Here is a 20,703-nt window from a genome sequence, read left to right on the forward strand (position 1 = left end):
GCAACCTCGCTTATAGCAACGATACTGGCGGGACAATGGCACGGTTCGCGCGCATTGAGTTTTCAATCTCGGCTTTACGTGCGGCTAGGTCAGGTTCGGCAGCAATATCGGTCACATCCAGCTTGCCTGCGATGGCAATACGGCGTTGACGCTCTGCGTTCGGGATAGTGATCAGCAATTCCAGATAGTCGCCAAGCAAGCTAATGCACGGCGTTGGAAGCCGGAACGAATCAAACGGCTCATTGAGTACGTTTTGCATGTACATCAATGTCAGTGGGAATGTTTCTGCGCCTGTTAATTTCAGTTCAAGAACGTTGCCCCAAACCTCGCTACGCACATAGCGGCCTCGGTCATCTTTGACCACCAGCCTTGCAGCAAAGTCGGACGGTAATTCAAACTGATTGCTATCGGCTAAGTCGCTTTGTTGGATGCGGGTTTTAGTGGTAAATCCGGCAATCTCTTGGTACTTGGCCAGCGCTTTACGCAGTAGGCTTAACAGCGCCTTTTCGTCGTCGTGGAGCAAGATAGGGAATCTCGCTTTCACGTCTTCGAGTAGTTCAATCGGTGTCATGGCCGCTCCGGTAGTGGCGGCGCATTTTGAGATAGGGGATAGGCTTGGTGAATCTTAACTCAAAGCGATAGGGCGCGCGATTCAAACTGTGTTATTGCCGATGGACAACAAAGACCGAAACTCATTTTTGGACAAAAGTGAGCTAGGTTCTTTGCTCTAGCTCACCAAATAGAGATTACTAAAATTACGTCAAACCACCTAAAGTGTTGTAGCCTTACTCAATAGTACTTGATTATCATCACTTTTATCTGTGTTCTTTATTTCAGTTTTAATACAAGGTAGATCTTTTGCTAAAGTAACTTGCATCCAATAATTTATTGATAATTCACCGACATTTGCACTTTGAGATGGCTTGTAACTTACTTTTACAAATTGATCATCCATTATCTTGCCGAATTCAATATGTTCAAATAACTCTCTAGTAGTCAATAAACTAAAGTTGATGTCTGAAAAATAAAGATTATATACAATAACACCACCCAAATTGCATATATAATCTTTTCCGAAGCCATCAATAAAAGAGATATTGTATTTATTCGCTACTTCTGGTTTGTACCTAGCTTCTCTAAGCAACTTTTTTAACTCTGAGCTTCCTGAAAACAAAATAGGATTTGTAATGGTTCTTGCTATATCTAAAATGTCAAAAATATTATTTTCGACACTGGAATAAACTTTTGAATCAGATGTTTTGTAACGTAATATCTCTCTTAAAATGTTAGCTTGAACATTAGACCTTGTTGATTCTTTTAGCCAATCTTTCTCGTTGATTGCTCTATTGGTATCAATACCTTTGGCAACCCTTTCTTTTCTGTACTCCTGTATGTTTAATTTATATAAGGTATCATCAACAATATCACCATTAAAACCAACTGAGTTAAATAAGCTGATTGGGAATTCTAAGTTCGGGGTTTTGCCTATAAGACCCTCGGAACAAATCAAACCAAATTGTGTTAGAAGGTCTTCATCAATTTCCGCTTCTGCCACTAATTCACTCTGTCTTTGATTTATTTGCTCTATAACTCGTTGAACTGAATTTTTAAAATTATCTAGGTAACTATCAAACTGTTCTCTAGAGATAAGGAATGGTTCTTTGATTTCGTCGACCAATCTAAGCCACTCTTGTAAGTCACTAACAAGGGATTGTTGATCTTGATGACGAAATGCATCCGAAAATACAATATCGAACCATTGACGTCCCAGTTGCCATTCGCTATTTGAAAGTGAAACGGCTATCTCTATGTAAGCCGCATTCATACTTTGAGGATCATTACGCCCCCAACCTGAATAGATACGCCCTGATACTCTTCTCTTTTCATTAACTCGCCCAAAAGACTCAAGAACTCCTGAAAGCCATGAGCCATAGCCATTATTAGAGTAATCTCTATGCCTAATATACACCCCAACTATATCACTAGCGTTAGATACGGACTTCGTTCCACGAGCAATTGCACCAGTTGGATGAATCGCAGCGTTAGAAAGTAATGCTCTAATATATTTTCTTACTTGATCATCATTTAAGTTAGGCTTGAGCAAAATATAACATGCTGTAATAACTCTAAGGTCAAGCGCTGCATTCTCAAATGCAATATAAAAAGCAGACCGAGAATTAAATTCATGACCATTTAATATAATAGCCCACAACTTGTCATCTAAACCTTTAAGCAATATATTATGGGTCACTAATTCTGAGTGCCATCTATATTCTTCGAACCCATAGCCGTAATCTCTCACTGAAAGTGTCTCACACCAATTGTTTAGCATATCAACCCCCCAACCAGCCGCCTCAACATTGTCATACCTTAATGCAGATATTGTGGTATGAGCTGTAAATTCTAAATGAGCGAGATAAAAGGGTAGTGAATCAGTTAGGCTATCAAGTCGTTGATATCTAGGCTCAATATAATCTAGCCAAGACTCCCATGAGCCAACGAAGTCAAAAAGCACATCTTCATATTTATTAGCTAAGCGTATATCTGATGAAGAAGAACTGTAAGAGCGCCACTCCATCAATAACGACCAAGTAAAGTAACTGCTTTGTATCAATGAGAAACCTTCACGTGTAACCAACTTTTCTCGCCCAGCAAATAGGCGCTTATGTAAGGAAATAACTTCGTCATAAAATTCGATGTTTTCAGGAATTAGTTCAACAGCAGATCTAGCTATTCGATAATACTCTGTCAAAATTTCATCGAGATAACTTCTACTGAAAAAGTTGGTCGTTGGTAGCAATAGCCAATTGTCATCTTCCTTGTTATCATTTAAGAAACTTAAAGCAGAAGCTATCTCAGTGTGCCACTTTACGATATTGGCTAAAGCAGTTTTGAATTCGCCGATATTCTTTTCACGGATAGAATCATTAGCTGAACCAACAAGACCTAACATCATGGACGTCAGGCTTTTGTCATAATCAACTTCTTTTTTCGTTGTTGTAACGCTATTCTTAATCAGTAGCTTAGATATCCAGCCCAAATTGAAGTCTACATATCTGGCAACTACTAGACCAGTTTCACCTTTCTTCGTCCATACAGGTTGTAGTACGAACTCTGGTTTAGCATTAAAGTCAAAGCTAAGCCCGCTAAAACCTTTTCTTGAAACTAACCACTTTCCAAAGCTCTGCCGATTAAACCAACGAAGTATCTTTAGCTTCTTAACTTGGTAATGAATTAGCGCGTTGATTGTTGCGTAGTAAACATTTGTAATCCGAATTGGATCTGTTGACGGAATTATAATTTCGTTGTACTTCTCATCAGAGAACTTATAAGTGCTAACTTTTAGCAGATCTTCATTAGGGTTGACTAGAATCTTATTCCGAACGGAGTTGAGTAATAATAGTTCATGAATTCTTTGCCTAATATCCATTTCACAAAGCTCATGAATAGTGAACCTAACAATTAACCTATCACGTTTCGTTTCATCCAACATCAAGAAAGTGGTCGCAAAAAACCAGCTTGTTAATAAGATGTTGAATGTAAGCCATAGTGCAGTAGTTATGCAAATCGATAGATAAGTTGACTGTTCGATACTAGCACTGAGGAAATAGCCTGCAATTATAAAAATAGACAAAAATAATCCACTCAATCCAGCAAACATGAAGCCAGAATACATCTGATAAATAGGAAATAGTGTCTTCTTTGCTGACTTATTCTGAAAAAGTACACCAATCAAACCAATGACAAGGGGGTAAACAACACCGATAATGGTCAACTGACCTGCAAGAAAAGCTCCTTGCCAGTCAATGAGTTTGTTCCAGTGAGGGAAATACTCAAGGGCAAATGGGGTTAACTCTTCTTTCCAGAGTAATAAATTGGCAACGAGTAAGCTAGATAAGACGAAGAGAAGAAAGATGTAATACCTATGTCTTTGAGACCAATGCAATATGTTGTGTTCTAAAAGGTTCCACTCGCTAGATAAAAACGCCTTGTTTTGATAAAGCGTTTCATCAATGTTTTTATCTACATGATGCTGAAGTGAATTTAACAGCTTTTCTATCCTAGCAAACACTTAAGTCTCTCCAGAAATTAGGTGGATCATTTTCAGGTACAACTACTTTACTAGATGTCGACGATTAATCAATTAGATGCGTATATTCAAAACGTTTAGTGCCTGTAATGGAGGTAGGCATTGCTTCTTGCCTTTCCACTAAAATATGTATTGCAAAAAGTAGCTGACTACTCGCATCTTTTCGCGAGACGTAACTCATTTCGGGGCAGGAGTTAGTTAGAACAATATATCTGTATCGTGCGATGATGTCCTGACAAATCCACCTAATTACAATCACCGCGACTAATCACGTAGGGCACTTTAATTGGAATGCTGAAACTCCAAATGGTCGAGATAGTGATCGTTTAGCGAGTCTGTGAGAGCTTAAAGTTGAACTCGTTGTTATGCACTTCCAAGTACTTTTCGAATCGATCACGATGCTGTTCACTAATCTCTTCAGAACAAAGTTCCTCACCATTTTGAATACCCAAACCTTTTAACAGTGAAGTATCAAGGTTGGGTGATAACTTAGATATGTACTTCGAGCCCTTCTTTGTGAAGGTTAGCAGGTGCGCGTCAAAGAGTTTATCAACATGAGCACAGAGTAGAATACCATTTGCCCCATCAAGCCTCTGCTCATTACTTTCGCATTTAGACCAAGGCACTATATGAGATGCAATTAATATCTCGCGCACCGGTGTAAGGGTTAACGCACAGCTCTCACCATTACCCCAAACGTTGATGACGTTTTGTCTAAATTGCCCTTGTCCAACACGAGAAAGTACTAAGCTTTCGCGCTCAGTCTTATTTGTAGTAGTACCGAATATACTATCGATGTCTTGTGCTACGTTGGGTAAAGGCATTTTAGAGTGCTTTGCTTTATGGTTACCAACCGCATAGTAATCACCGCCAACAATATCTAGAGACATGTCAGAGACTTCTTCAATATACTCTTTTATCTTGGCGCTGCCTGTATCTGCGTAACCGTCGTTATCTTCATCCCATATTATTGGGAATGTTCTTAATGAATAACCTTCATTTTCTACTAGTTTTATATACTCAAGAGCTTCGCCAAATGCATTAACCCTACGCCCTTCGTTATTGAACTCCCAGGCCATTGAAAAAATCAACGCTCTGTTTCCGTTCGTATTGACATCCCACGCACCAAAATATACTTCCTTTTTTTCGTGATTCACAAAGGCCCAGCCATACCGAGCGTTGCGATTAGTTGCGCCGTAGGATTCCATAAATTTTTTTCGTGACATTATCTACCTTACTTAGTAGTTAGTTTTTATTTGTGTAAATATAAATGTTTGATTAGGTTAATAGGCGCTAGTTCTTAACTTTTGACCAGCATTACTTTTTGCATATCAAAGTTAACAGAAAATCTATGCTCATACTTTGGTTCATCACTTGTTTCGGTGACAAGGCGTGGTTGCCGAGGTCAGCCCCAACACGTTTTGGGGCACTTAGAGGTGTTACGAAGTGAATTTGAGAGTGACTTCCTGAAAAGCCAACTATTCGAAAGGTTTTGAACTTTACTGTCTACCGACAGTTGTTGGTCACTGGCATAAAATATTGATCGATTGGGATGGAAGTTAAGGGGACAACTGTATTATTGAAAGTATTCAGCAAAGCATTACACCCCTTGTAACTCCTAGATAGATAATTGATTGACTCCCACTTCCTGTGTGCAATACTAGATGCATTAAACATTTTCAAAAAGTTTCACGTCATGAGCAAAAAGATAGCGGGAGTCAGCATCCCACCAGCAAAACCTACTGATTTCATGAAAGTAGTAGAACTAATCGGTCAGCTAGACCCAATTGAGTACGGGTTTGATAGCAGCGGCAATTACTTGCATTGGAATGACTTTCAGTACCGTTCAAAAGAGTTTAAACGCGACCAAAAGGGCTACGCTTGGCATGCCCTAAAAATCAGACGTGGCCTTAACGACATTTCGCTTGTTGATGAAAAGGGCAATCCGTTCCAGCTTAGTGCCGCCAGTCTCGACGCTAAGCTATTCCGCATCGATAAACAGCTCAAACTAGAAGATTTGCCGCTATCTGCTCAAGATAAAAAGGCACACCTAGTGAAAAGCGTGATCATGGAAGAAGCCATTAGCAGCGCTCAATTGGAGGGAGCGGCCACAACGCGCAAAGTGGCCAAGGAAATGCTTGAAACGGAACGTGAGCCTAAAGATGACTCCGAACGGATGATTATCAATAACTGGCGTTTGATTATGATGGCCGATGATCTTAAGGATGTAGAGCTCACACCAGAATTGATTAGCGGATTTAATGAAATAGCCACCGATGGCGTGTTAGAGAATGAGCACGTTGCTGGCCAATATAGAACGGATGCGGTCATGGTTAGAGACGTGGCCACTGGCGATATTGTTCACGAAGCACCCGAACATGAGCACGTTTTGAAGCTCATTGAGCAACTATGTGACTTCGCCAATACCGACCATACCACCAACACCAATTTTATTAACCCAATCGTTAAGGCTTGTATTCTGCACTTCATGATTGGCTACATTCACCCATTCATGGACGGCAACGGGAGAACGGCTAGGGCGCTTTTCTACTGGTTCATCCTTAAGCATGGTTATGAGAACTTTAAGTACGTCTCGATCTCTGCGCCACTTAAACTCGCGTCAACCAAGTACGTTAGAAGCTACGTTTACACCGAAACGGACGACAACGACTTAACGCACTTTGTGGACTACCAGTTAACGGTCATCATTAAGGCGATTGAGCGCTTTAACGAGTACATCAAATCTAAGATTGAAGATACGAGAGAGGTGCGCGAGCTGCTAGACGACTCCAAGCTTAAGGATGTGTTGAAGCTGCCGCACATTGTGATTCTGGCCAAGGGATTAGAAACAGCCGGACGTGTCTTTTCAGTTAAGGAAATTCAGTCTGATTTTGACGTGTCTCATACCTCTGCGCGCAAGTATCTTGAGAAGCTGGTGGAGCTGAAATTGCTGTTCAAATCAAAGGATGGCAACGAGAACACCTACATTGCACCAGCCGACTTGAAAGATAGGCTAACCAAAGCTTAAGAGCATCAAAAAAGCCGCCAAACTGGCGGCCTTTTTGTAGGGAATAGAATAGGACTGGTTGGCGATTAGAAATCTACCCAGTTGTATTGCAGTGTGATAGCTGGCTTAACAAGCGCTGCTGAATCTTCTGTCGATAGGTCGATCACGTCTGAACGTACTTTTACGTGCTCCAAACGGAATCGATGCGAGGTTGAACCCTTACCCTTAGTTGATTCAGGCGTAGACTCGATAACGACAGTGACCATTTTCTTTTCACGAACGATCTCACGTAGCATTTCTAGCACTGTACCTGTGATCGTTTCTACGCACGTCACCGCGATTTCGCCTTTGTTCTCAAGTGCACCATTTTGGATGTAGCCCAAGCCCATTTGGCCAAAATCTTCTACGTCTGCACGACCCATTGCTGGAAACTGAGTAGAACGCACCAAAACGCTAAGATTAGGGTATTCTTCGATTTTCATCTCGAACTCTGTACCCATCATCTTTTCGCCAGCTTGGACGTTCTTAGTGAATTTCTGTTTTAAGAAATTCATATCGCCTTTTGCGTTAAATGCTCCGGCCATAATTACACCTATTCTATTGGAAGTGGTTTGGAATCTGTGACTGATTAATCATTTGCTTAGGAGCGGCGGTAATAGTTACCGTGTTGTAAGCGAAATTGCCGTCTCGCGTCTTAGGTGCGTTAATGTCATAACTCACCTCGCTAATACGCATAGGTAGATTGAGCGCTTTGCCAATCTTGAATCTCGCATCACTTGGAACACGGCCACCAAGGCCATCGGAACTGACTGGAACAGTATTTTGGAGCTCGGGACTGATCATCTGAGCCAGGTATTTAATGGGATCATTAACCTCTGATTTGGCATTGGTGAACGCGACAAATTTCAGCGTTGCTGTGATTTCTGGCGGTTCGTTTCCTTGCCAAACTTGCTGACTGTTCCATAGTGTTTTACTCGTCTTATCCGACACGGTTTGCGCGACTGAGGACGTTTTATCTAGGGCATTGATGTTACCCACGGAATCGCCCTCAAACGGCGCTTCCCATATCGCTCTAAAGGCAAGCTGACACTCATCATTCATGTAACCAATGACCGTAACCTCTTGACCGCCTATGACTTGTGTAATGGCGCATTTATTGTGGATAGACACGCCATCATCATTAGGTACGCCGACAATTACAGCCATTGCTTACCCTTACTTGTCCATACCGCGAGAATCGCGCATGCGGTTAGACTTTTTGCGAGCTGCTTTAGCTGCTGAGCTGTGAGCTTTCGCGCGCGCTTTCTTAAGTGCAGCTTTTTGTGCTGCACTCATACGGCGCTTACGGCGATTGGTTTTGATGTAAGTTACCTTGCCGTCACGGATCACTTTCTTAAGCGCTTCAAGCATCATGGATTCACGAACGGCGAACTCTGCAATCGCTTCGTCCGAGTCCACGTTGTCTAGACCACGCTCTAGGGATTCAAAGATGCGATCTGCTGCTTCTGGATCTTCCAGAGCTTCTAGCATGTCGCCCTCTTTTGGCTGGCCAACTTGAGCAATGAACTCGCTAGCCGCTTCTTGTAGCGATTCGTATAGTGCTGCTTGGCCATCGGTTAGCTCTGCATCATCATCGCCACCAGCCATGCCAAATAGCATTGCGTCTAGGTTGTCGATTGAGCTGTCACCACCGTTAACCCACTGAACACAAGCCGCTGCTGCGTCTTGGCGAGCCATGATGGTTGATGCACGGTTGATTGACTCAAGAAGTTGGTCTTCTGTTACAGACTCAAAAAATGCAGTTTCAGTTTGTTCCTGCTCGGCCACTTGTGGCATCACAAATGGGCGAGCAAGAACAGAACCCTCAGAAAACATTGATTTCATTCTATTCTTGCTCTTTTGTTGATTAACGGATTAGTACAGGTTCACCAAGGATTCGACGCGCTGAGCCAGTTGGACAGAACGACCAAGTGACCTTCCAGTAGTCGATTTCGACTTGCTTGATTTCCAGTGTCCAAGCGCTTTCGCCGTCTTCATTTGGATTACGAGGTGTCACTAGCGCACCAACGGCTTCATAGCCCTCTAGGATGCTGGCCATGCCGTCAGTTAGACCCTCAAGCGTTGCACCGTCAGGTTGGTGTTTTAGGCGATTACCTAGTGCGTAGAAGTCGCGTGAGATAGCGTCAGCAATAGACACGACTTGCTCAAAACGTAGGTAGTTTTCAGCCGCAGATGACGTTAGAGAGTCATCAATGAACAGGTTGCCGTTTTCGTCTGTGCCTAGTTTGTTTAGACGTGCCTTGTACATTTCTTGGTAGTTAGGCTCGCCAGCACCTTGGATTGGTTTTAGGCCACTACGCTGAATAACAGCACGTTCAACACCTGCTGGTGTGTAGTGCCAACCGCCGACCGGAGAGGTTTTAGCAACACCAAGCGCTTTAGCTGCAAAGCCGATACCCGAACCGCCCCATATCGCCATGTTGCCGTAGAAACGACACTTAGCTAGGTAAGGCATATGCACGAATGAAGCGCGATGGTTGTTGAAGTTCAGACCTTTTTTGAACTCCAATGCCGCTTCGTGCGTTAGGCGAGGATCAATATCGAAGTAGCCAGAAATGCGTTTGTCTTTACAGATTTGCGCTAGGTCAGTGATTACCGCTGTTTCGTAGCAGCCCAAACCACAAACGTAGTTATAGCTGTAAACGGTAGTGCGTAGTGCTTTCACTGCTTTCTGGTAATCTTCAGCCGTAATGTCGCTAATATTGCCGTTGGTTGCGCCAGTGAATTTGGTTTGAGCAATTGCAGTAACTTCGCGTTTCGCTACTTCTGCATCGATACGACAAGTTAGGTACAGCGAACGTTCTTCAAGAACAGTCTCGATAAACGCAGCGCTACCCATTTGGTCTACAGCTGTAGGCTCTAGGGATACAACCCATTCTTCTAGCACTACAGAGCCACCAGCCGCCTGTTCTTCCTCTAGGGTAAGAGTGAACATGCCGGCGCCGTAAGTCGCTTCGTCTGCTTTCGCAAGCGTGATAGAGCGGTTATCGGATTGAGCACCGTCTTTGATAGCGATCGCTAAAAATTCGCCATCTTCAAGTGACAGGTCAGCCGAGTAGTTGATCGCTTCATTTGTGATCGTTACTTCGTCTGCTGGTTTGGTTAACTTGATAGCTGGATAGGTTGCCGTTTTTGGTACGACACGAACCACATAGCCATTACCGCCGCGCAATGCTTCATCAAGAACGCGCATGCCGTCAGCCAGTTTGCCAAGGCTTGAGTGGTAAGGTTTACCTAGCTTATCTAGGAAGTTAGCCGCAGTTACCGGAATAACCTCGAACGGCTTACCTTTTTGAGACACAATCACACCGCCAAACACTAGCTGGTTAGAGCCAGTGCCTTGCTTCGTTGTCGAGTCAGCGTTAATTGGCGCAACCGCAACTTGTGAGACGTTATCCATTGAAAATTCAATCTTACTCATTCTCTGTCTCTTTCAGCGTTAGATCCTGTGCTGCAAGCTGGTCTACAATTTCTTGCAAACCCGCTTGAGCAATACCTTTCACCGCAATCACGTTGTCTTTCGTCATTTCGGTTAGTTGCTCAACCGTTGTCACACCGTGGTTAATCAGGGCTTTTTCAACGCTTGCGCTTAGCTCAAGTGCTGATAGCGCTGTGCCTTTGTCGCTGGTGGCTGTGTCTGGTTGTTTTTGAGCTTCTGTTAAATCCGTTGGCTCAAGGCGAACCGAAACAAGGCCGTTTGGATAGGCCGCTTCCACTTCGTGTTTGAAGCGGTTCACGTTGAAAACTGAGAGAGGGAAATCTTTGGCCAGTGGTGGCATAACGCGACCCTGCACCGTGATTTCCTTTGGTGTGTGGTTGGTGATTAAAACGATCGTTTCTTTCATCGAATCCCCCAAGAGCGGCAGCCCGTAAGACTGCCGCTTACTTGCCTTATGCCGCTTCTGCTACAGGAGCTTCGTCGATAAGTCTCACACGGTAGAAGTAGTCTTCTCCGTCGAATGGATGGATCTCGCCGTAGGCCAATTCGTATAGCGTGTTAGACGCTACTAGACCTTTGCCGATTGGATGTGTGTACATGGTTGCTGCGATCGCATCACCCGCTACGTAACCCGCTTCTGAGTGAGAAGAACCGCGACCGTAACAAAGCATGTCGTTCGTACCGATAACTACCGGACATTCGAACACTTTCCACATACCGAACAATTTACCCGCGTAGTGGATAGCGTTTTTCTGTTGGTAGTTAGCCGGAGCAACGAAATATGGAGCACCAAGAGACTTAAGGATTGTTGACGCGCCAGTACCAGCAAAGATACCTGTCATGCCAGTTGTGCGAGTCGCTTGTAGGATCTTCGTAGAAACGTTTAGAAGAACTTCGTTTAGACGTTCACGATGTAGACGCCAATCTTCACCAGCTGCTACGTAGATATTGAATGTTTCTTCGCGCGTACAAGCAAAGTCCATATCTACTAGGTGGCGAGTCGCTTTTTCCGATGCCAATGTGTTGCGCATGTGACTCATCTGTAGAGATTTCAGATCTTGGCCAAACTCGCGTTGCATTGTGAACATCGCTTGGATCGTCGCGTCTGCTGCGATTGCGTTTTGACGTGGGCGCAGTATGCGAGAATCCATATCATGGTCGATCGTCGGGATAAGGTCAGGGCGTCTTTCAATGTCTACTTCGAACTCGATATGCAGAACGGTCTCTGCTGGCAGGGCCGATGTTGGAGTGACGGTAACTTTGCCTTTTGCATGGTCTATCTGACAGTTAATAACCATACCATTGTGAGTGCCTGTCATTATTTGACTGCCGTTGCTGTCTAGGTCGCGAGCCACACGTTTATGGTTAATAAATAGGGAAACAGATGTCTTCGTGAATGGGATTTCAAACTTGGTGTGTTGTAGGTCAGTCTTAGAGTCAAAGACGTGAGTTTTCTTAGTGCCGTCTGGTTGTTGTTCAGCGACAAACTTGTAACGCTGACGCATAGACGAGTATTGGCCAACCGTTGCTTGGTCGATTTCAGTACCCGCTGCGAAGTCACCAAAGTTTGAGCCAGTGCGGCGGTACACTTTGAAGATCTCAACTTCGTTGGCTCCCGCTGGGATCATCGTTACAGCGTCAAGTGTTGCTGTCTCTAAAAGCACAGGCAGCACTAGGCCAACCATTTTCGCGCGGATTTCAACACCCTCTGACGTTGATAGAGACTGACCGATAGACTCAAGCATCATTGCGCCTGTTGAGCCATCACGCTTAGCGCCCTCTAATGTCATCATGTTACGCATAGTTGCGTGAGCTGATGCCATTAGTTCGTCGCTAGGTAGGTGGCCGTAAGTCTTTTCGTATTCACGTACCGCAGATTGCATACCTGATACGATGCCAACCGCTGTTTCTTGAGACACTGACTCGAACATAGGCTCATTCGCAATGGCTGACAAAATAGCCGCGCCACGAGAATTGTCGTCAGTTAGAAACATGCCTGTTTGTGAATCGAATTGGGATTCGATACACAGATTACGCATTGCTTGAGCGCCTAAATGAATCGCCTCAATGCGTTTGTTGAAGTTAGAACGTTTATCTGCCATGTAAATAAACCTTAGTTATTAATTGAGTGTGTTCGGAATCGTTAAGCCGCAGAACAGCGGTAAAAATTCGCTCAATTTCGGATAGTAATTAAGATTTAATGCGAAAAAAACAGGGGTGAAGTTGCATTTAACTTGTTGTTATATAATGAATTTATGTCTTTTTGTGCGCTTTTGTGGGAATGGTAACGACAGGGGGTTTCTATGTCGTTGATTGTGTGTTTTTACTGAGAGAAAAGGGGATAGGAAAGGACAACTAAAAAAAATTTAAAAAATTTTTAGTTGTTATAGGGTTCCAGCCAAAAAGCCGAACACATTGCTTAGCAGCTCTTGTGTGTCAGTCTCTAAGCCTGGAAGCTTAACACCATAGAAAACGGCCAAAAAGTCACGAACAATGAGTTGATAAACGACCACCAGCGCGATGCTCCACATCATAGCGGCGCGTCCAGTACGTACCAATGTGTTAGAGCTGGCAGCTTCAAGCTCTGCCAGTTTGTAGGCAAACTCTTTGCGTTCTTCGTCACTGGTAAACACACGATCACTAAACTCGGTTAGTTCGTGGATAATGCCACCTACTTTCTCGCTGGTGGCGCTCTTAAATAGGCGGCTTGTAAACACTTTTGCTAGTCCCATCATTAATTGCTCTCTTTAATGTGTTCTGCGAACGCTTCTGCCAGTGCTACGGCTAGCTTTTCGCGCAGTTCTAATCCCTTTTGCAACGACTCATCGTTAGACAAAAAGAACGGCTCCAAAATCACGGCTGGCATTTTGGTTTTCATCAAGAAACGCCAACCGCGAGTATCAGTACCAGTGTTCGAGATAGGCTTAAGACCACGATTACGCTGTCCGATAAGTTCAGCCACCGCTTTTTGTAGGCGCAGAGCGAGTGCTTGGCTCTTGGCTGACTTATGCCAATGCAATGTCTCTGAGCCTTGAACGTCCTTATTTGCCACGCTGTTACAATGTAACTCGATGGCATAGTCAGCGCTTGAATCGTTCACATCACCGATCATCCGTGAGTAGGTGTCTCGATACATGATCACTGGAAGAATGTCTCGCTTATGTAGCTCGGCGGCCAATAAGCTGGCTAGGGGATGATTGTAGCTATACTCATCTATTCCGAATGTTTCATTGTAAGCGCCGCCATCTTTAAAGCTATGTCCAACAACAATGCAGACCTTTTTCATTTTATAAATTCCCAAACTTAGTTTAACTAATATGCAGTTAGGTATTGACTATGTTCGGAATAGGAAATATATTTTATTTACCAGCTCGGCATCCCAATCGGCTGGTGTCAACTAACGTTGAAACTTCATTTTTAGCCTTTGTAATAGCTTCTTGCGCCGCGAACACTTACCTCGCGGCTTTTTTTGCCTGCAATTTAGAAAAAAAACCAGCGCGAACGCTGGCTTTGCTTGGATTATGGTCGGTTTTGAACGGGCTCTATCTTGTTTGATTTGAAGTAATCAAGAACAGGGTTAACTCGATAGGGTTCTACGTGGAAGCTGGCCATCACCTGATCTTTACGCATCAAGTAAAACTGATTTCCGCTGTATCGCACCGCATCAAATATCACGTTCATTCGGCACCCATCGTACATGTATTCCCCCTCGACACTGAGGCTTTTGCGTATCACAAAGGATAGTCGCGCCTTGGTGGCTTTAAGCTCGTTTCGAGCTCTAAATAGGTTAATCGCTAGTACGATGATAAGCGACAATAATCCGCATAGTTGATATGCGTTCAAATAAACTGAATAACTCATTTTGTCTTTTTTCTAGTGCGAATAGGAAAGTCATTAGCAACAAAAAACATTCTACAGTCTAAATACCTCCTCTGTCGCGTCTTTGATGCTCGTTTTTTTCGTCTGGTTGCTACAAATGGTAAACGAAATCGCTTTAGTGAAGTAGTCCAGCGCTAAGGTACGTTCCTCTTTCGACGCAATGATCATTGCCAGAATCACCTTGCTTGAGCTGGCCACGCCACCAGCAAGGGGAGCCATCACCTCATTTAGCGCATCGGCCTTGTTAGCCAGTTCTGGCGGTAAGACTGGCGGCGGCAAGGTTGCACCACTATCTGAGTCACTACCGCCCGTTGGTGGCGCTGCTGGCGTTAACGCGCCATTGATTTGCGCCATTAAGGACACGGCCGCATCAACATGGCCAGAAAGACCGTTGATCACTGCCTCAAGCGCTTTCAGTTCTTCCTTGCTGGTAATTGGCAAGATACTCGGAGCGGGTACATTGTCCTCTGTGCCATCTACCTTGTGTTTGACGTTCACACCAATAGACACTTGTTCGAGGTCGGTTGGGTCGGTGATCAACACTAGGTGCTCATTCCATTGCGTTAACGTGGCCACCGTTGCGCTCACTGAGCCATTCAAACCCTTAAGCGTTGCCACTAACTGCGATGCGCCTTGGTAGTCCTCAATATCCTCGCTCACGCATCCTGATAGTTTTCCTGACAAGCTTTCACACTTCACCTTAAGGGATTTGCCTCGGGTAAGGTTCTCCGCTTCCTTGAGGCCGCCTAAGTCTAAAAACTGGCGAAACTGCTCGATTTGCTCTTGTGTGTCTAACATCAAATTGCCTCAATCAATCGTCAACAAGTCGTTACCGTTTACCAGCGTAGCGCCACACCCAAGGGCATCGCCTACCACGGCGACCGGAACGCCATTAACAGTAAGTTTTGAACTACCAGTAATAACGCCAACGTGCGGCGGGTTATCTGGTTTTACGTGCATGACGGATATATCACCCGTACCTAATACATTGATTCCATTCACGGTCAGTAGTGGTTGGCCAGAAACAAAAACACCTGGACTAAAGCCACCATGACCACTATCCACACTCCCTACAATTCCTACGGCTGGCATAGTGCATTACCCTAATGTAAATGGTGCTGCGGCAGCCTTAACAGCGAACTGGCCACCAGCATCGATATTGACGTTACCACTCGCTTTAATGGTCACTTCATTACCCTCTAGGTTGGCTTTACCGGACGCTTTAACGGTCGCATTACCACCCGCTTCGATGTTCGCATCGCCTTTCACTTTGATAGTTAGTGCGCCTCCAACTTGCTCCAATGTGTTCCCTGTTGAGCTGCGAAACGCATTGCCCTCGACGTGAATAACACATTGGCCATCTGGTGTAATTTCAATGGCCGTGCCGCTTTGGGTATGCGTGACTGAGTAGCCGCCTTGATGCGTGATAAGCTCGCGCAAACCAAATCGCACAAAGAGCGCATCTTTGCGATCATAGGCTGGTGGCTCTGGTTCACCCTCGGCTCGTTTAGGCTGATAGGCTTCGCCGTTCACCTCGCTTGGTAGGTACGATTTGTAGTTAGGCGCGTAGTAAAGCGATCCGGTAATACGGGGATAACGGGTATCGCCATTACGAGGAAAATCCACCCAAACCAGATCCCCTTTTTCCACTGGCACTGCATGGCCGCTACTCGGTTTTGCGCCCAATGGCAGTAGAAACTCAGCAAAGGGGAGATCCTTATCGGGGATTGCATCCCAATAACCAAGCAAGCGAACGGATACCATGTACAAGCCTTTCGGATGGATGGTATTTACCACTTCGGCCTGATAGCTACCAAACAAGCGGTTAGTGACGTTGGTGCGTGTTCTGTTCTCTGACGAATCACTCATAGATTTCGCACTCCTAACTCGATACGACACTGATACCGGTTCCCACGTTGGCAATGGGCGACACGGTTCATGATTTGTTTCTCTGGCATGGATTCATCCAGCTCGGTAGCGGGTAGCCGTTTATGGAATAGCACTGAGCACACCGAAAGAGGCGTAAAGGCAGTATTTCCGGTAAGTTCCACATCCAAAATAGGGATGATGGCCATGTGTTGATTATTCAGCGCCTTGGCTTGTGGGACGCTAACCATAACCATAGCGCCCGAACGTTTACCGCCTTGGAAACCCTCAACGGTATCCCAAGAGGCATAGTTACGGTTAAGAACGCGCTCAAACAGGGCTTCCTCTCCGATAATGGAGTAGTTCGCAATGCTGTGCTCTGCTTCCTCTGGATTCGACTGTTCCAGCTTGAATTGCTCGCTCATATCCATGTTCTTGAGCGACTTAAAGAGCATAACACCACGGCAGATAAACGCTGCTGAACCGTAATCTCTGGCCATTGTTCGAATTAAGCGAGACTTAGTGCCACCAGCGTTTAAATGGTACGTAGCGCCACGCTCAAAGCTGTCACATTCGATTTTTAGATCGGGTAATAGCTCGGCCAGAATGTCTCTAGGCTGCATTTCGACAAAGAATCGAGGTGCTGTGACTGGCTCTTTAAGTAGGTGCGCGTCCTTTTGGAACGCTTGAACCGTTAGCATGCCGTCAGCGCTGGTGGACTTGGCCACAATGAATTTTTCAATCCAAACCTGATCGCCTCGTTCGTTCACATCGGCCATCGTGACCTCTATCTCTGAACCGCGCTTAATCCCGTAGTCATCCCGATAAACGGCAGCCTGATCCATGATTTCCATAACCAGCTTGTTGCCGTCCATCGAAGCGCACTCAATGTAGGTAAACGAATGAATGTGCTCGATAGGTATGTCATTTTCGTTGGTGACAACTTTTTGGGCGAGAAAGTATTCTTTATTACTCAATGACTCGGCCTCCCATACCAATCGCGCCCTGACGGACAGTGATCGACTCGGCCTCATAAACCTCTGCAATCACTTCAAAAGAGATTGAGGAAGCAAACAGGCGAGTATTTTCATGGTCTACTTCGGCGGGTTCGGTCATCGCATCTTTACGGCCACGTATCTCGATGCTGATTTCCATTTCAGTATCAGCGAGCATGGTTTTCGCTCTGAATACGTGCTTACGCTTGCCCTTGGTATGACGTAGCCAAACCATTAAACCTAGCGCTAGGCGGCTAAGGGTAGACTGGTTCCAAGCTAGGGCATTAATGCGGTAGGTAAGCGCGACAAAGGACTTATTAACCACGGCATAAGGTTGATCTTGCTCATTGGTTAGTTCGCCACAATCAGCAATATCGACGTACTCCGCGCCATCAACAAATCCAATCACCGGATCGCGCGTGATATAGCAAACAGGCAAAAGCTCATTACGGTTTGCTTTCACCTTGTCACCTAGTTTGGCTGTCAACTTAGATAGGAATGACACTGGATCGGTAAAGTTGCCGTAATAAATCTTTCTCGACTTATCACGGCCAACAAAGCGAGAAAACTCACTGTTCTCTCGCCGTTTAGTGTCAGTCACAACTAAGGAATCAAGCACGTTCTGGAAAAAGGCAGCCACCGCACGATCGATGTCGGTTAGCTCTGTGTGTTCCACCTTGCCATCGAATGTCACTACATCGCATGGGATTTCAAAGAACGTCTCATTCAGTTGCACGATTAGTCCTCCAAATCGTCCAGCTCGTAATACTTACGGCCTTTTACGATAGTGATGCACTTATCGCTTCGGTGTAAGGTCACATCGAACTTGTGGAAGTTGCTCGTTAGGATAGGGAGGTAAGCCGATACTGGCTCATTGCGTTGGTAGCCGTCTCGCGTTTTACGGCCTTTACCGGATCGGTTGCCCTCATAGATTTGAATGACCGCGCAATCAAAATCAATCTTGGCCATGTCTGCGATCGCTGCATCGAGATCTTTGCACACGTTAAGTACGTCCGCGCATAACATGACGCAAAAACGGCGTTTTGAGCTGTCAATTTCGGCAATATTGTTTACTACGCCTTTCGCTTTCGAGTTCGGGTCATAGTGAGTGACCGTCATGATCTGCTTGTGGTAGTTAGTAAGGTATTCTTCTGTTAGGTCGGGAAATTTACCGCAACCAAAGTTAAGAATGTTGTTCGCGTATGACCAGTTAGGCGCAAGTTTACTAAGGCGCTTTGCACTGACTGGCACTTGCTTTCGGCTAGTCTGTAATGTCATGACCACTCCATGATTGGAGCAGCGCTTTAAGGATGGGCGGAATAGGGTTGATATGAGCGTAAATTATACACCTCCACGCTATTAACCCTAAATAACCAAAATGGTGCATATAAATGTGATGCACATCATATACATCTCATGAACTCTCAAGTAAATTGCGCGCGATTAAAAATCATTATCATTTACATTAACGTCAATTAAGTAGCAAGGGCTGTATTTATGCGCATTTATACTTTGATATTTTTCTTCCTCTTTTCCACTATTACACCAACTCTCGCAATGGCTTCATATCCACCTCTTTGTAATATTGTAAAGGCAAAAGAGCACCATAAAATCCCTAGTGAAAGCCCATACTGTATTGAAACAGAAGAAGCTCAGGTCACGTTTGTTAATCTATCGTCAAACCCTGTTGAAGTGGTCAGCTTAAAGGATTCTACTCACCTTGTTTATCCAAATGAGTATGTAGTTACTACAGGCAGATTTGTAGTCGCAAACTCTAAAGGCGCTGTAGTTGGTAAAGAAGAACGAGGCATCGTTGTGGCTCGTGATTATGGTGGTAAAAAAGCAAATGTGAATCAAAGGATTGCACCTTTAGCTGTTTGGATTCCTAGTGCTGTTGGTGGAGCAATTTTGGGCGGAATGGGGGTTGTAGCTTCGAACCCTAGCGCTGGCCTTAGACCTATTGTTATTGGAGCATTCTCAGGAGCGCTTGGTGGAGCATTGGGTCCATTGATGGGAGCTGGTCAGTTTGGAGTAGTTGCAGGTGGCGCTTTGGGTGTCTCTGCTGGTGGAGCGTGTAGCAGTTGTCATATTTAATCTGGACGTTTGCAGTCGCATCATATTTGGTGCTTTGCTTTACTCTGTTAAAGGGAAAGAAAGAACGATTATTATATGGCTGCATAATAATCAGTTTAATTGTAGTGAACATCATATTTGACTTCAGGGAGCCTCATTTTTTTGATGTTTTGTCTGCGTTCATTATCTATTTTCTTTCTAAGTGGGTTAAAGCAGATCCTAAGTATTTTCTTATCACAACCACAGTCATATATTGGCTCTACCCTCTAGTGTTGAGTGTTACAACACAACAATGACGAATAAGTAATCATTATATGACTGAAAAGAGTCGCCTGAGAGGCGACTCTTTCTTTTAGAAACGCTATAAACAAGCCAATTGCGTTGCGTTTGATGTTTAAGATGGTATGCGGCGGCATTCGGTAATGCGTTGCTCAGCTCTTAATAAGGCGTTATATGCCAGTAATCAGAAAGTCGATAGCAGAGATGATCTCGTCTCTAAAAGTGCTTAGATCATTTACAGGCTCTCTTAGAATTTTGGTTGGTACACTTGCCATTTGATGAGTCAGAATTACGAAGTCACCTTCATCAATATGGATTACGGGGCATAGATGACTGGGCGCTTTTTTCTCTAACAACTCAGTAGGCGTTAGCGGAATAACTAATCGAGTGTTCAATGTCTCAAGCAATTCACTTTGAACGTCAACAAAGTATGGGTATGCGGTTGAAGTGCTTTTATCGTTGTTTTTGTATAGCGAAAATTGTGGCATTAGAATACTCGGTAAGAATCAGAAAATAGTCCGTGGTTTTCAGTTAGCTCGTTGCAAGCATTAATGGCATCAGCATTTTGCTCTAACCATTCAGCTTTCAGGCGTTGACTCACTTCTTTCTCAAGTGCCTTTTCCATTGTTGCCGAAAGGTTTATATTTAAGCGTTTAGCCTCAGCAAGTAACTCACTATTTAAGCTTAAGTTTGTAGCTTTCTTTGGTGCTTGCGTACTATATGCGTTTCTCATGACAGTAACCTATGCGTATTGTATGTGCGCATGAATTATAGGTGCAATACAAGCATATAACAAGGCGTTTAAGAGGGGTTCATGCCGCGTGGCATTTTTGGTCGTGAAAGTGGTCTGCGTAAAGTTGGTTTAGGCGGCACTCACCCCTTAACGCAGCGTTATAAAGCTCGAAGAAAAAGGACATTTCGTGGAAATTCGAACAGGTAAATTTGAAGATGTTGCTGGCATTACCGACATCTTTAACTTTTATATTGAACATACCAATGCACGCTTTGAGGAATT

The 20,703-nt window shown here is 44.5% G+C and carries 22 protein-coding genes and 2 pseudogenes; 4 read left to right on the forward strand and 20 right to left on the reverse strand.

Annotated elements, in window-relative coordinates; all coding sequences use genetic code 11:
• Positions 1–10: 10 nt before the first annotated feature.
• The 3 genes from CBX98_RS26615 to CBX98_RS20335 all read right to left on the reverse strand — a co-directional run bounded on the left by CBX98_RS26615 (position 11) and on the right by CBX98_RS20335 (position 5,316).
• Complete coding sequence (locus tag CBX98_RS26615) at positions 11–571, reverse strand: hypothetical protein (RefSeq protein WP_242446601.1); 561 nt, start codon at positions 569–571, stop codon at positions 11–13.
• Between the two features lie 198 nt (positions 572–769).
• Positions 770–4,072 (reverse strand): hypothetical protein, encoded by a 3,303-nt coding sequence (locus CBX98_RS20330; RefSeq protein WP_109170144.1) that lies wholly within the window; start codon positions 4,070–4,072, stop codon positions 770–772.
• A 344-nt stretch (positions 4,073–4,416) separates the two neighbouring features.
• Complete coding sequence (locus CBX98_RS20335; protein ID WP_109170145.1) at positions 4,417–5,316, reverse strand: HNH endonuclease signature motif containing protein; 900 nt, start codon at positions 5,314–5,316, stop codon at positions 4,417–4,419.
• 470 nt (positions 5,317–5,786) lie between these two features.
• Here CBX98_RS20335 and CBX98_RS20340 point away from each other — a divergent pair, with 470 nt between their 5' ends.
• Positions 5,787–7,118: a Fic family protein gene (locus CBX98_RS20340; RefSeq protein ID WP_109170146.1), complete on the forward strand. Its 1,332-nt coding sequence runs from the start codon at positions 5,787–5,789 to the stop codon at positions 7,116–7,118.
• A gap of 65 nt (positions 7,119–7,183) precedes the next feature.
• Here CBX98_RS20340 and CBX98_RS20345 read toward each other — a convergent pair whose 3' ends face one another.
• The 15 genes from CBX98_RS20345 to CBX98_RS20415 all read right to left on the reverse strand — a co-directional run bounded on the left by CBX98_RS20345 (position 7,184) and on the right by CBX98_RS20415 (position 18,614).
• Entirely contained in the window at positions 7,184–7,681 is a 498-nt protein-coding gene (locus CBX98_RS20345; protein WP_109170147.1) for a baseplate protein, read from the reverse strand.
• Between the two features lie 13 nt (positions 7,682–7,694).
• A complete protein-coding gene (locus CBX98_RS20350; RefSeq protein WP_109170148.1) occupies positions 7,695–8,303 on the reverse strand; it encodes a hypothetical protein in 609 nt (202 codons plus the stop codon).
• Positions 8,304–8,312: 9 nt separating this feature from the next.
• Positions 8,313–8,981 carry a hypothetical protein gene (locus tag CBX98_RS20355; protein ID WP_024703854.1) on the reverse strand — a complete coding sequence of 223 codons (669 nt, stop codon included), beginning with the start codon at positions 8,979–8,981 and terminating at the stop codon, positions 8,313–8,315.
• Positions 8,982–9,003: 22 nt separating this feature from the next.
• A complete protein-coding gene (locus CBX98_RS20360) occupies positions 9,004–10,578 on the reverse strand; it encodes a hypothetical protein (protein ID WP_109170149.1) in 1,575 nt (524 codons plus the stop codon).
• A complete protein-coding gene (locus CBX98_RS20365; protein WP_109170150.1) occupies positions 10,571–11,002 on the reverse strand; it encodes a DNA-directed RNA polymerase subunit alpha C-terminal domain-containing protein in 432 nt (143 codons plus the stop codon). The genes CBX98_RS20360 and CBX98_RS20365 overlap by 8 nt, the downstream gene beginning before the upstream one ends.
• 46 nt (positions 11,003–11,048) lie before the next feature.
• Positions 11,049–12,698: a hypothetical protein gene (locus tag CBX98_RS20370; RefSeq protein ID WP_109170151.1), complete on the reverse strand. Its 1,650-nt coding sequence runs from the start codon at positions 12,696–12,698 to the stop codon at positions 11,049–11,051.
• Positions 12,699–12,980: 282 nt separating this feature from the next.
• On the reverse strand, positions 12,981–13,331 hold the full coding sequence (locus tag CBX98_RS20375; protein ID WP_109170152.1) for a hypothetical protein: 351 nt from the start codon (positions 13,329–13,331) through the stop codon (positions 12,981–12,983).
• Positions 13,331–13,882 (reverse strand): N-acetylmuramoyl-L-alanine amidase, encoded by a 552-nt coding sequence (locus tag CBX98_RS20380; RefSeq protein WP_109170153.1) that lies wholly within the window; start codon positions 13,880–13,882, stop codon positions 13,331–13,333. The genes CBX98_RS20375 and CBX98_RS20380 overlap by 1 nt, the downstream gene beginning before the upstream one ends.
• A 233-nt stretch (positions 13,883–14,115) precedes the next feature.
• Positions 14,116–14,277, reverse strand: coding sequence for a hypothetical protein (locus CBX98_RS26230; protein WP_155396901.1), 162 nt, complete (start codon positions 14,275–14,277; stop codon positions 14,116–14,118).
• Positions 14,278–14,508: 231 nt separating this feature from the next.
• Positions 14,509–15,273: a hypothetical protein gene (locus CBX98_RS20390; RefSeq protein WP_109170155.1), complete on the reverse strand. Its 765-nt coding sequence runs from the start codon at positions 15,271–15,273 to the stop codon at positions 14,509–14,511.
• Between the two features lie 9 nt (positions 15,274–15,282).
• Positions 15,283–15,567, reverse strand: a complete 285-nt coding sequence (locus CBX98_RS20395) for a PAAR domain-containing protein (protein WP_054579149.1) — start codon at positions 15,565–15,567, stop codon at positions 15,283–15,285.
• A gap of 6 nt (positions 15,568–15,573) precedes the next feature.
• Entirely contained in the window at positions 15,574–16,344 is a 771-nt protein-coding gene (locus CBX98_RS20400) for a hypothetical protein (RefSeq protein WP_109170156.1), read from the reverse strand.
• Positions 16,341–17,318: a hypothetical protein gene (locus CBX98_RS20405; RefSeq protein WP_109170157.1), complete on the reverse strand. Its 978-nt coding sequence runs from the start codon at positions 17,316–17,318 to the stop codon at positions 16,341–16,343. The genes CBX98_RS20400 and CBX98_RS20405 overlap by 4 nt, the downstream gene beginning before the upstream one ends.
• Entirely contained in the window at positions 17,311–18,072 is a 762-nt protein-coding gene (locus tag CBX98_RS20410) for a hypothetical protein (RefSeq protein ID WP_109170158.1), read from the reverse strand. Before CBX98_RS20410 ends, CBX98_RS20405 begins: the two co-directional genes overlap by 8 nt.
• A 2-nt stretch (positions 18,073–18,074) precedes the next feature.
• A complete protein-coding gene (locus CBX98_RS20415) occupies positions 18,075–18,614 on the reverse strand; it encodes a hypothetical protein (protein WP_109170159.1) in 540 nt (179 codons plus the stop codon).
• 219 nt (positions 18,615–18,833) lie between these two features.
• Between CBX98_RS20415 and CBX98_RS20420 the strand changes: the two genes are divergently transcribed.
• Positions 18,834–19,430 carry a hypothetical protein gene (locus tag CBX98_RS20420; protein WP_109170160.1) on the forward strand — a complete coding sequence of 199 codons (597 nt, stop codon included), beginning with the start codon at positions 18,834–18,836 and terminating at the stop codon, positions 19,428–19,430.
• Between the two features lie 428 nt (positions 19,431–19,858).
• On the opposite strand, the gene CBX98_RS20425 is transcribed toward CBX98_RS20420, so the two are convergent.
• Together CBX98_RS20425 and CBX98_RS20430 are read right to left on the reverse strand one after the other, a co-directional pair.
• Positions 19,859–20,176 carry a CcdB family protein gene (locus CBX98_RS20425; RefSeq protein ID WP_109170161.1) on the reverse strand — a complete coding sequence of 106 codons (318 nt, stop codon included), beginning with the start codon at positions 20,174–20,176 and terminating at the stop codon, positions 19,859–19,861.
• A complete protein-coding gene (locus CBX98_RS20430) occupies positions 20,176–20,421 on the reverse strand; it encodes a type II toxin-antitoxin system CcdA family antitoxin (protein WP_017420672.1) in 246 nt (81 codons plus the stop codon). The genes CBX98_RS20425 and CBX98_RS20430 overlap by 1 nt, the downstream gene beginning before the upstream one ends.
• A gap of 41 nt (positions 20,422–20,462) precedes the next feature.
• Between CBX98_RS20430 and CBX98_RS26620 the strand changes: the two are divergent.
• Positions 20,463–20,628, forward strand: a pseudogene (locus CBX98_RS26620) (DUF3265 domain-containing protein).
• A pseudogene (locus CBX98_RS20440) lies at positions 20,609–20,703 on the forward strand (GNAT family N-acetyltransferase); the annotation flags it as partial. The pseudogenes CBX98_RS26620 and CBX98_RS20440, both read left to right, overlap by 20 nt.

It is taken from the genome of Vibrio sp. T9, assembly GCF_003123985.1.
GTDB lineage: Bacteria > Pseudomonadota > Gammaproteobacteria > Enterobacterales > Vibrionaceae > Vibrio > Vibrio diabolicus.

Excerpts from the sequence above, each read along its gene's own strand:
- CBX98_RS26615 (WP_242446601.1), bottom strand. The coding sequence starts at position 571 with ATGACACCGATTGAACTACTCGAAGACGTGAAAGCGAGATTCCCTATC.
- CBX98_RS20335 (WP_109170145.1), bottom strand. The coding sequence starts at position 5,316 with ATGTCACGAAAAAAATTTATGGAATCCTACGGCGCAACTAATCGCAAC.
- CBX98_RS20340 (WP_109170146.1), top strand. The coding sequence starts at position 5,787 with ATGAGCAAAAAGATAGCGGGAGTCAGCATCCCACCAGCAAAACCTACT.
- CBX98_RS20345 (WP_109170147.1), bottom strand. The coding sequence starts at position 7,681 with ATGGCCGGAGCATTTAACGCAAAAGGCGATATGAATTTCTTAAAACAG.
- CBX98_RS20350 (WP_109170148.1), bottom strand. The coding sequence starts at position 8,303 with ATGGCTGTAATTGTCGGCGTACCTAATGATGATGGCGTGTCTATCCAC.
- CBX98_RS20355 (WP_024703854.1), bottom strand. The coding sequence starts at position 8,981 with ATGAAATCAATGTTTTCTGAGGGTTCTGTTCTTGCTCGCCCATTTGTG.
- CBX98_RS20360 (WP_109170149.1), bottom strand. The coding sequence starts at position 10,578 with ATGAGTAAGATTGAATTTTCAATGGATAACGTCTCACAAGTTGCGGTT.
- CBX98_RS20365 (WP_109170150.1), bottom strand. The coding sequence starts at position 11,002 with ATGAAAGAAACGATCGTTTTAATCACCAACCACACACCAAAGGAAATC.
- CBX98_RS20370 (WP_109170151.1), bottom strand. The coding sequence starts at position 12,698 with ATGGCAGATAAACGTTCTAACTTCAACAAACGCATTGAGGCGATTCAT.
- CBX98_RS20375 (WP_109170152.1), bottom strand. The coding sequence starts at position 13,331 with ATGATGGGACTAGCAAAAGTGTTTACAAGCCGCCTATTTAAGAGCGCC.
- CBX98_RS20380 (WP_109170153.1), bottom strand. The coding sequence starts at position 13,882 with ATGAAAAAGGTCTGCATTGTTGTTGGACATAGCTTTAAAGATGGCGGC.
- CBX98_RS26230 (WP_155396901.1), bottom strand. The coding sequence starts at position 14,277 with ATGAACGTGATATTTGATGCGGTGCGATACAGCGGAAATCAGTTTTAC.
- CBX98_RS20390 (WP_109170155.1), bottom strand. The coding sequence starts at position 15,273 with ATGTTAGACACACAAGAGCAAATCGAGCAGTTTCGCCAGTTTTTAGAC.
- CBX98_RS20395 (WP_054579149.1), bottom strand. The coding sequence starts at position 15,567 with ATGCCAGCCGTAGGAATTGTAGGGAGTGTGGATAGTGGTCATGGTGGC.
- CBX98_RS20400 (WP_109170156.1), bottom strand. The coding sequence starts at position 16,344 with ATGAGTGATTCGTCAGAGAACAGAACACGCACCAACGTCACTAACCGC.
- CBX98_RS20415 (WP_109170159.1), bottom strand. The coding sequence starts at position 18,614 with ATGACATTACAGACTAGCCGAAAGCAAGTGCCAGTCAGTGCAAAGCGC.
- CBX98_RS20420 (WP_109170160.1), top strand. The coding sequence starts at position 18,834 with ATGCGCATTTATACTTTGATATTTTTCTTCCTCTTTTCCACTATTACA.
- CBX98_RS20425 (WP_109170161.1), bottom strand. The coding sequence starts at position 20,176 with ATGCCACAATTTTCGCTATACAAAAACAACGATAAAAGCACTTCAACC.
- CBX98_RS20430 (WP_017420672.1), bottom strand. The coding sequence starts at position 20,421 with ATGAGAAACGCATATAGTACGCAAGCACCAAAGAAAGCTACAAACTTA.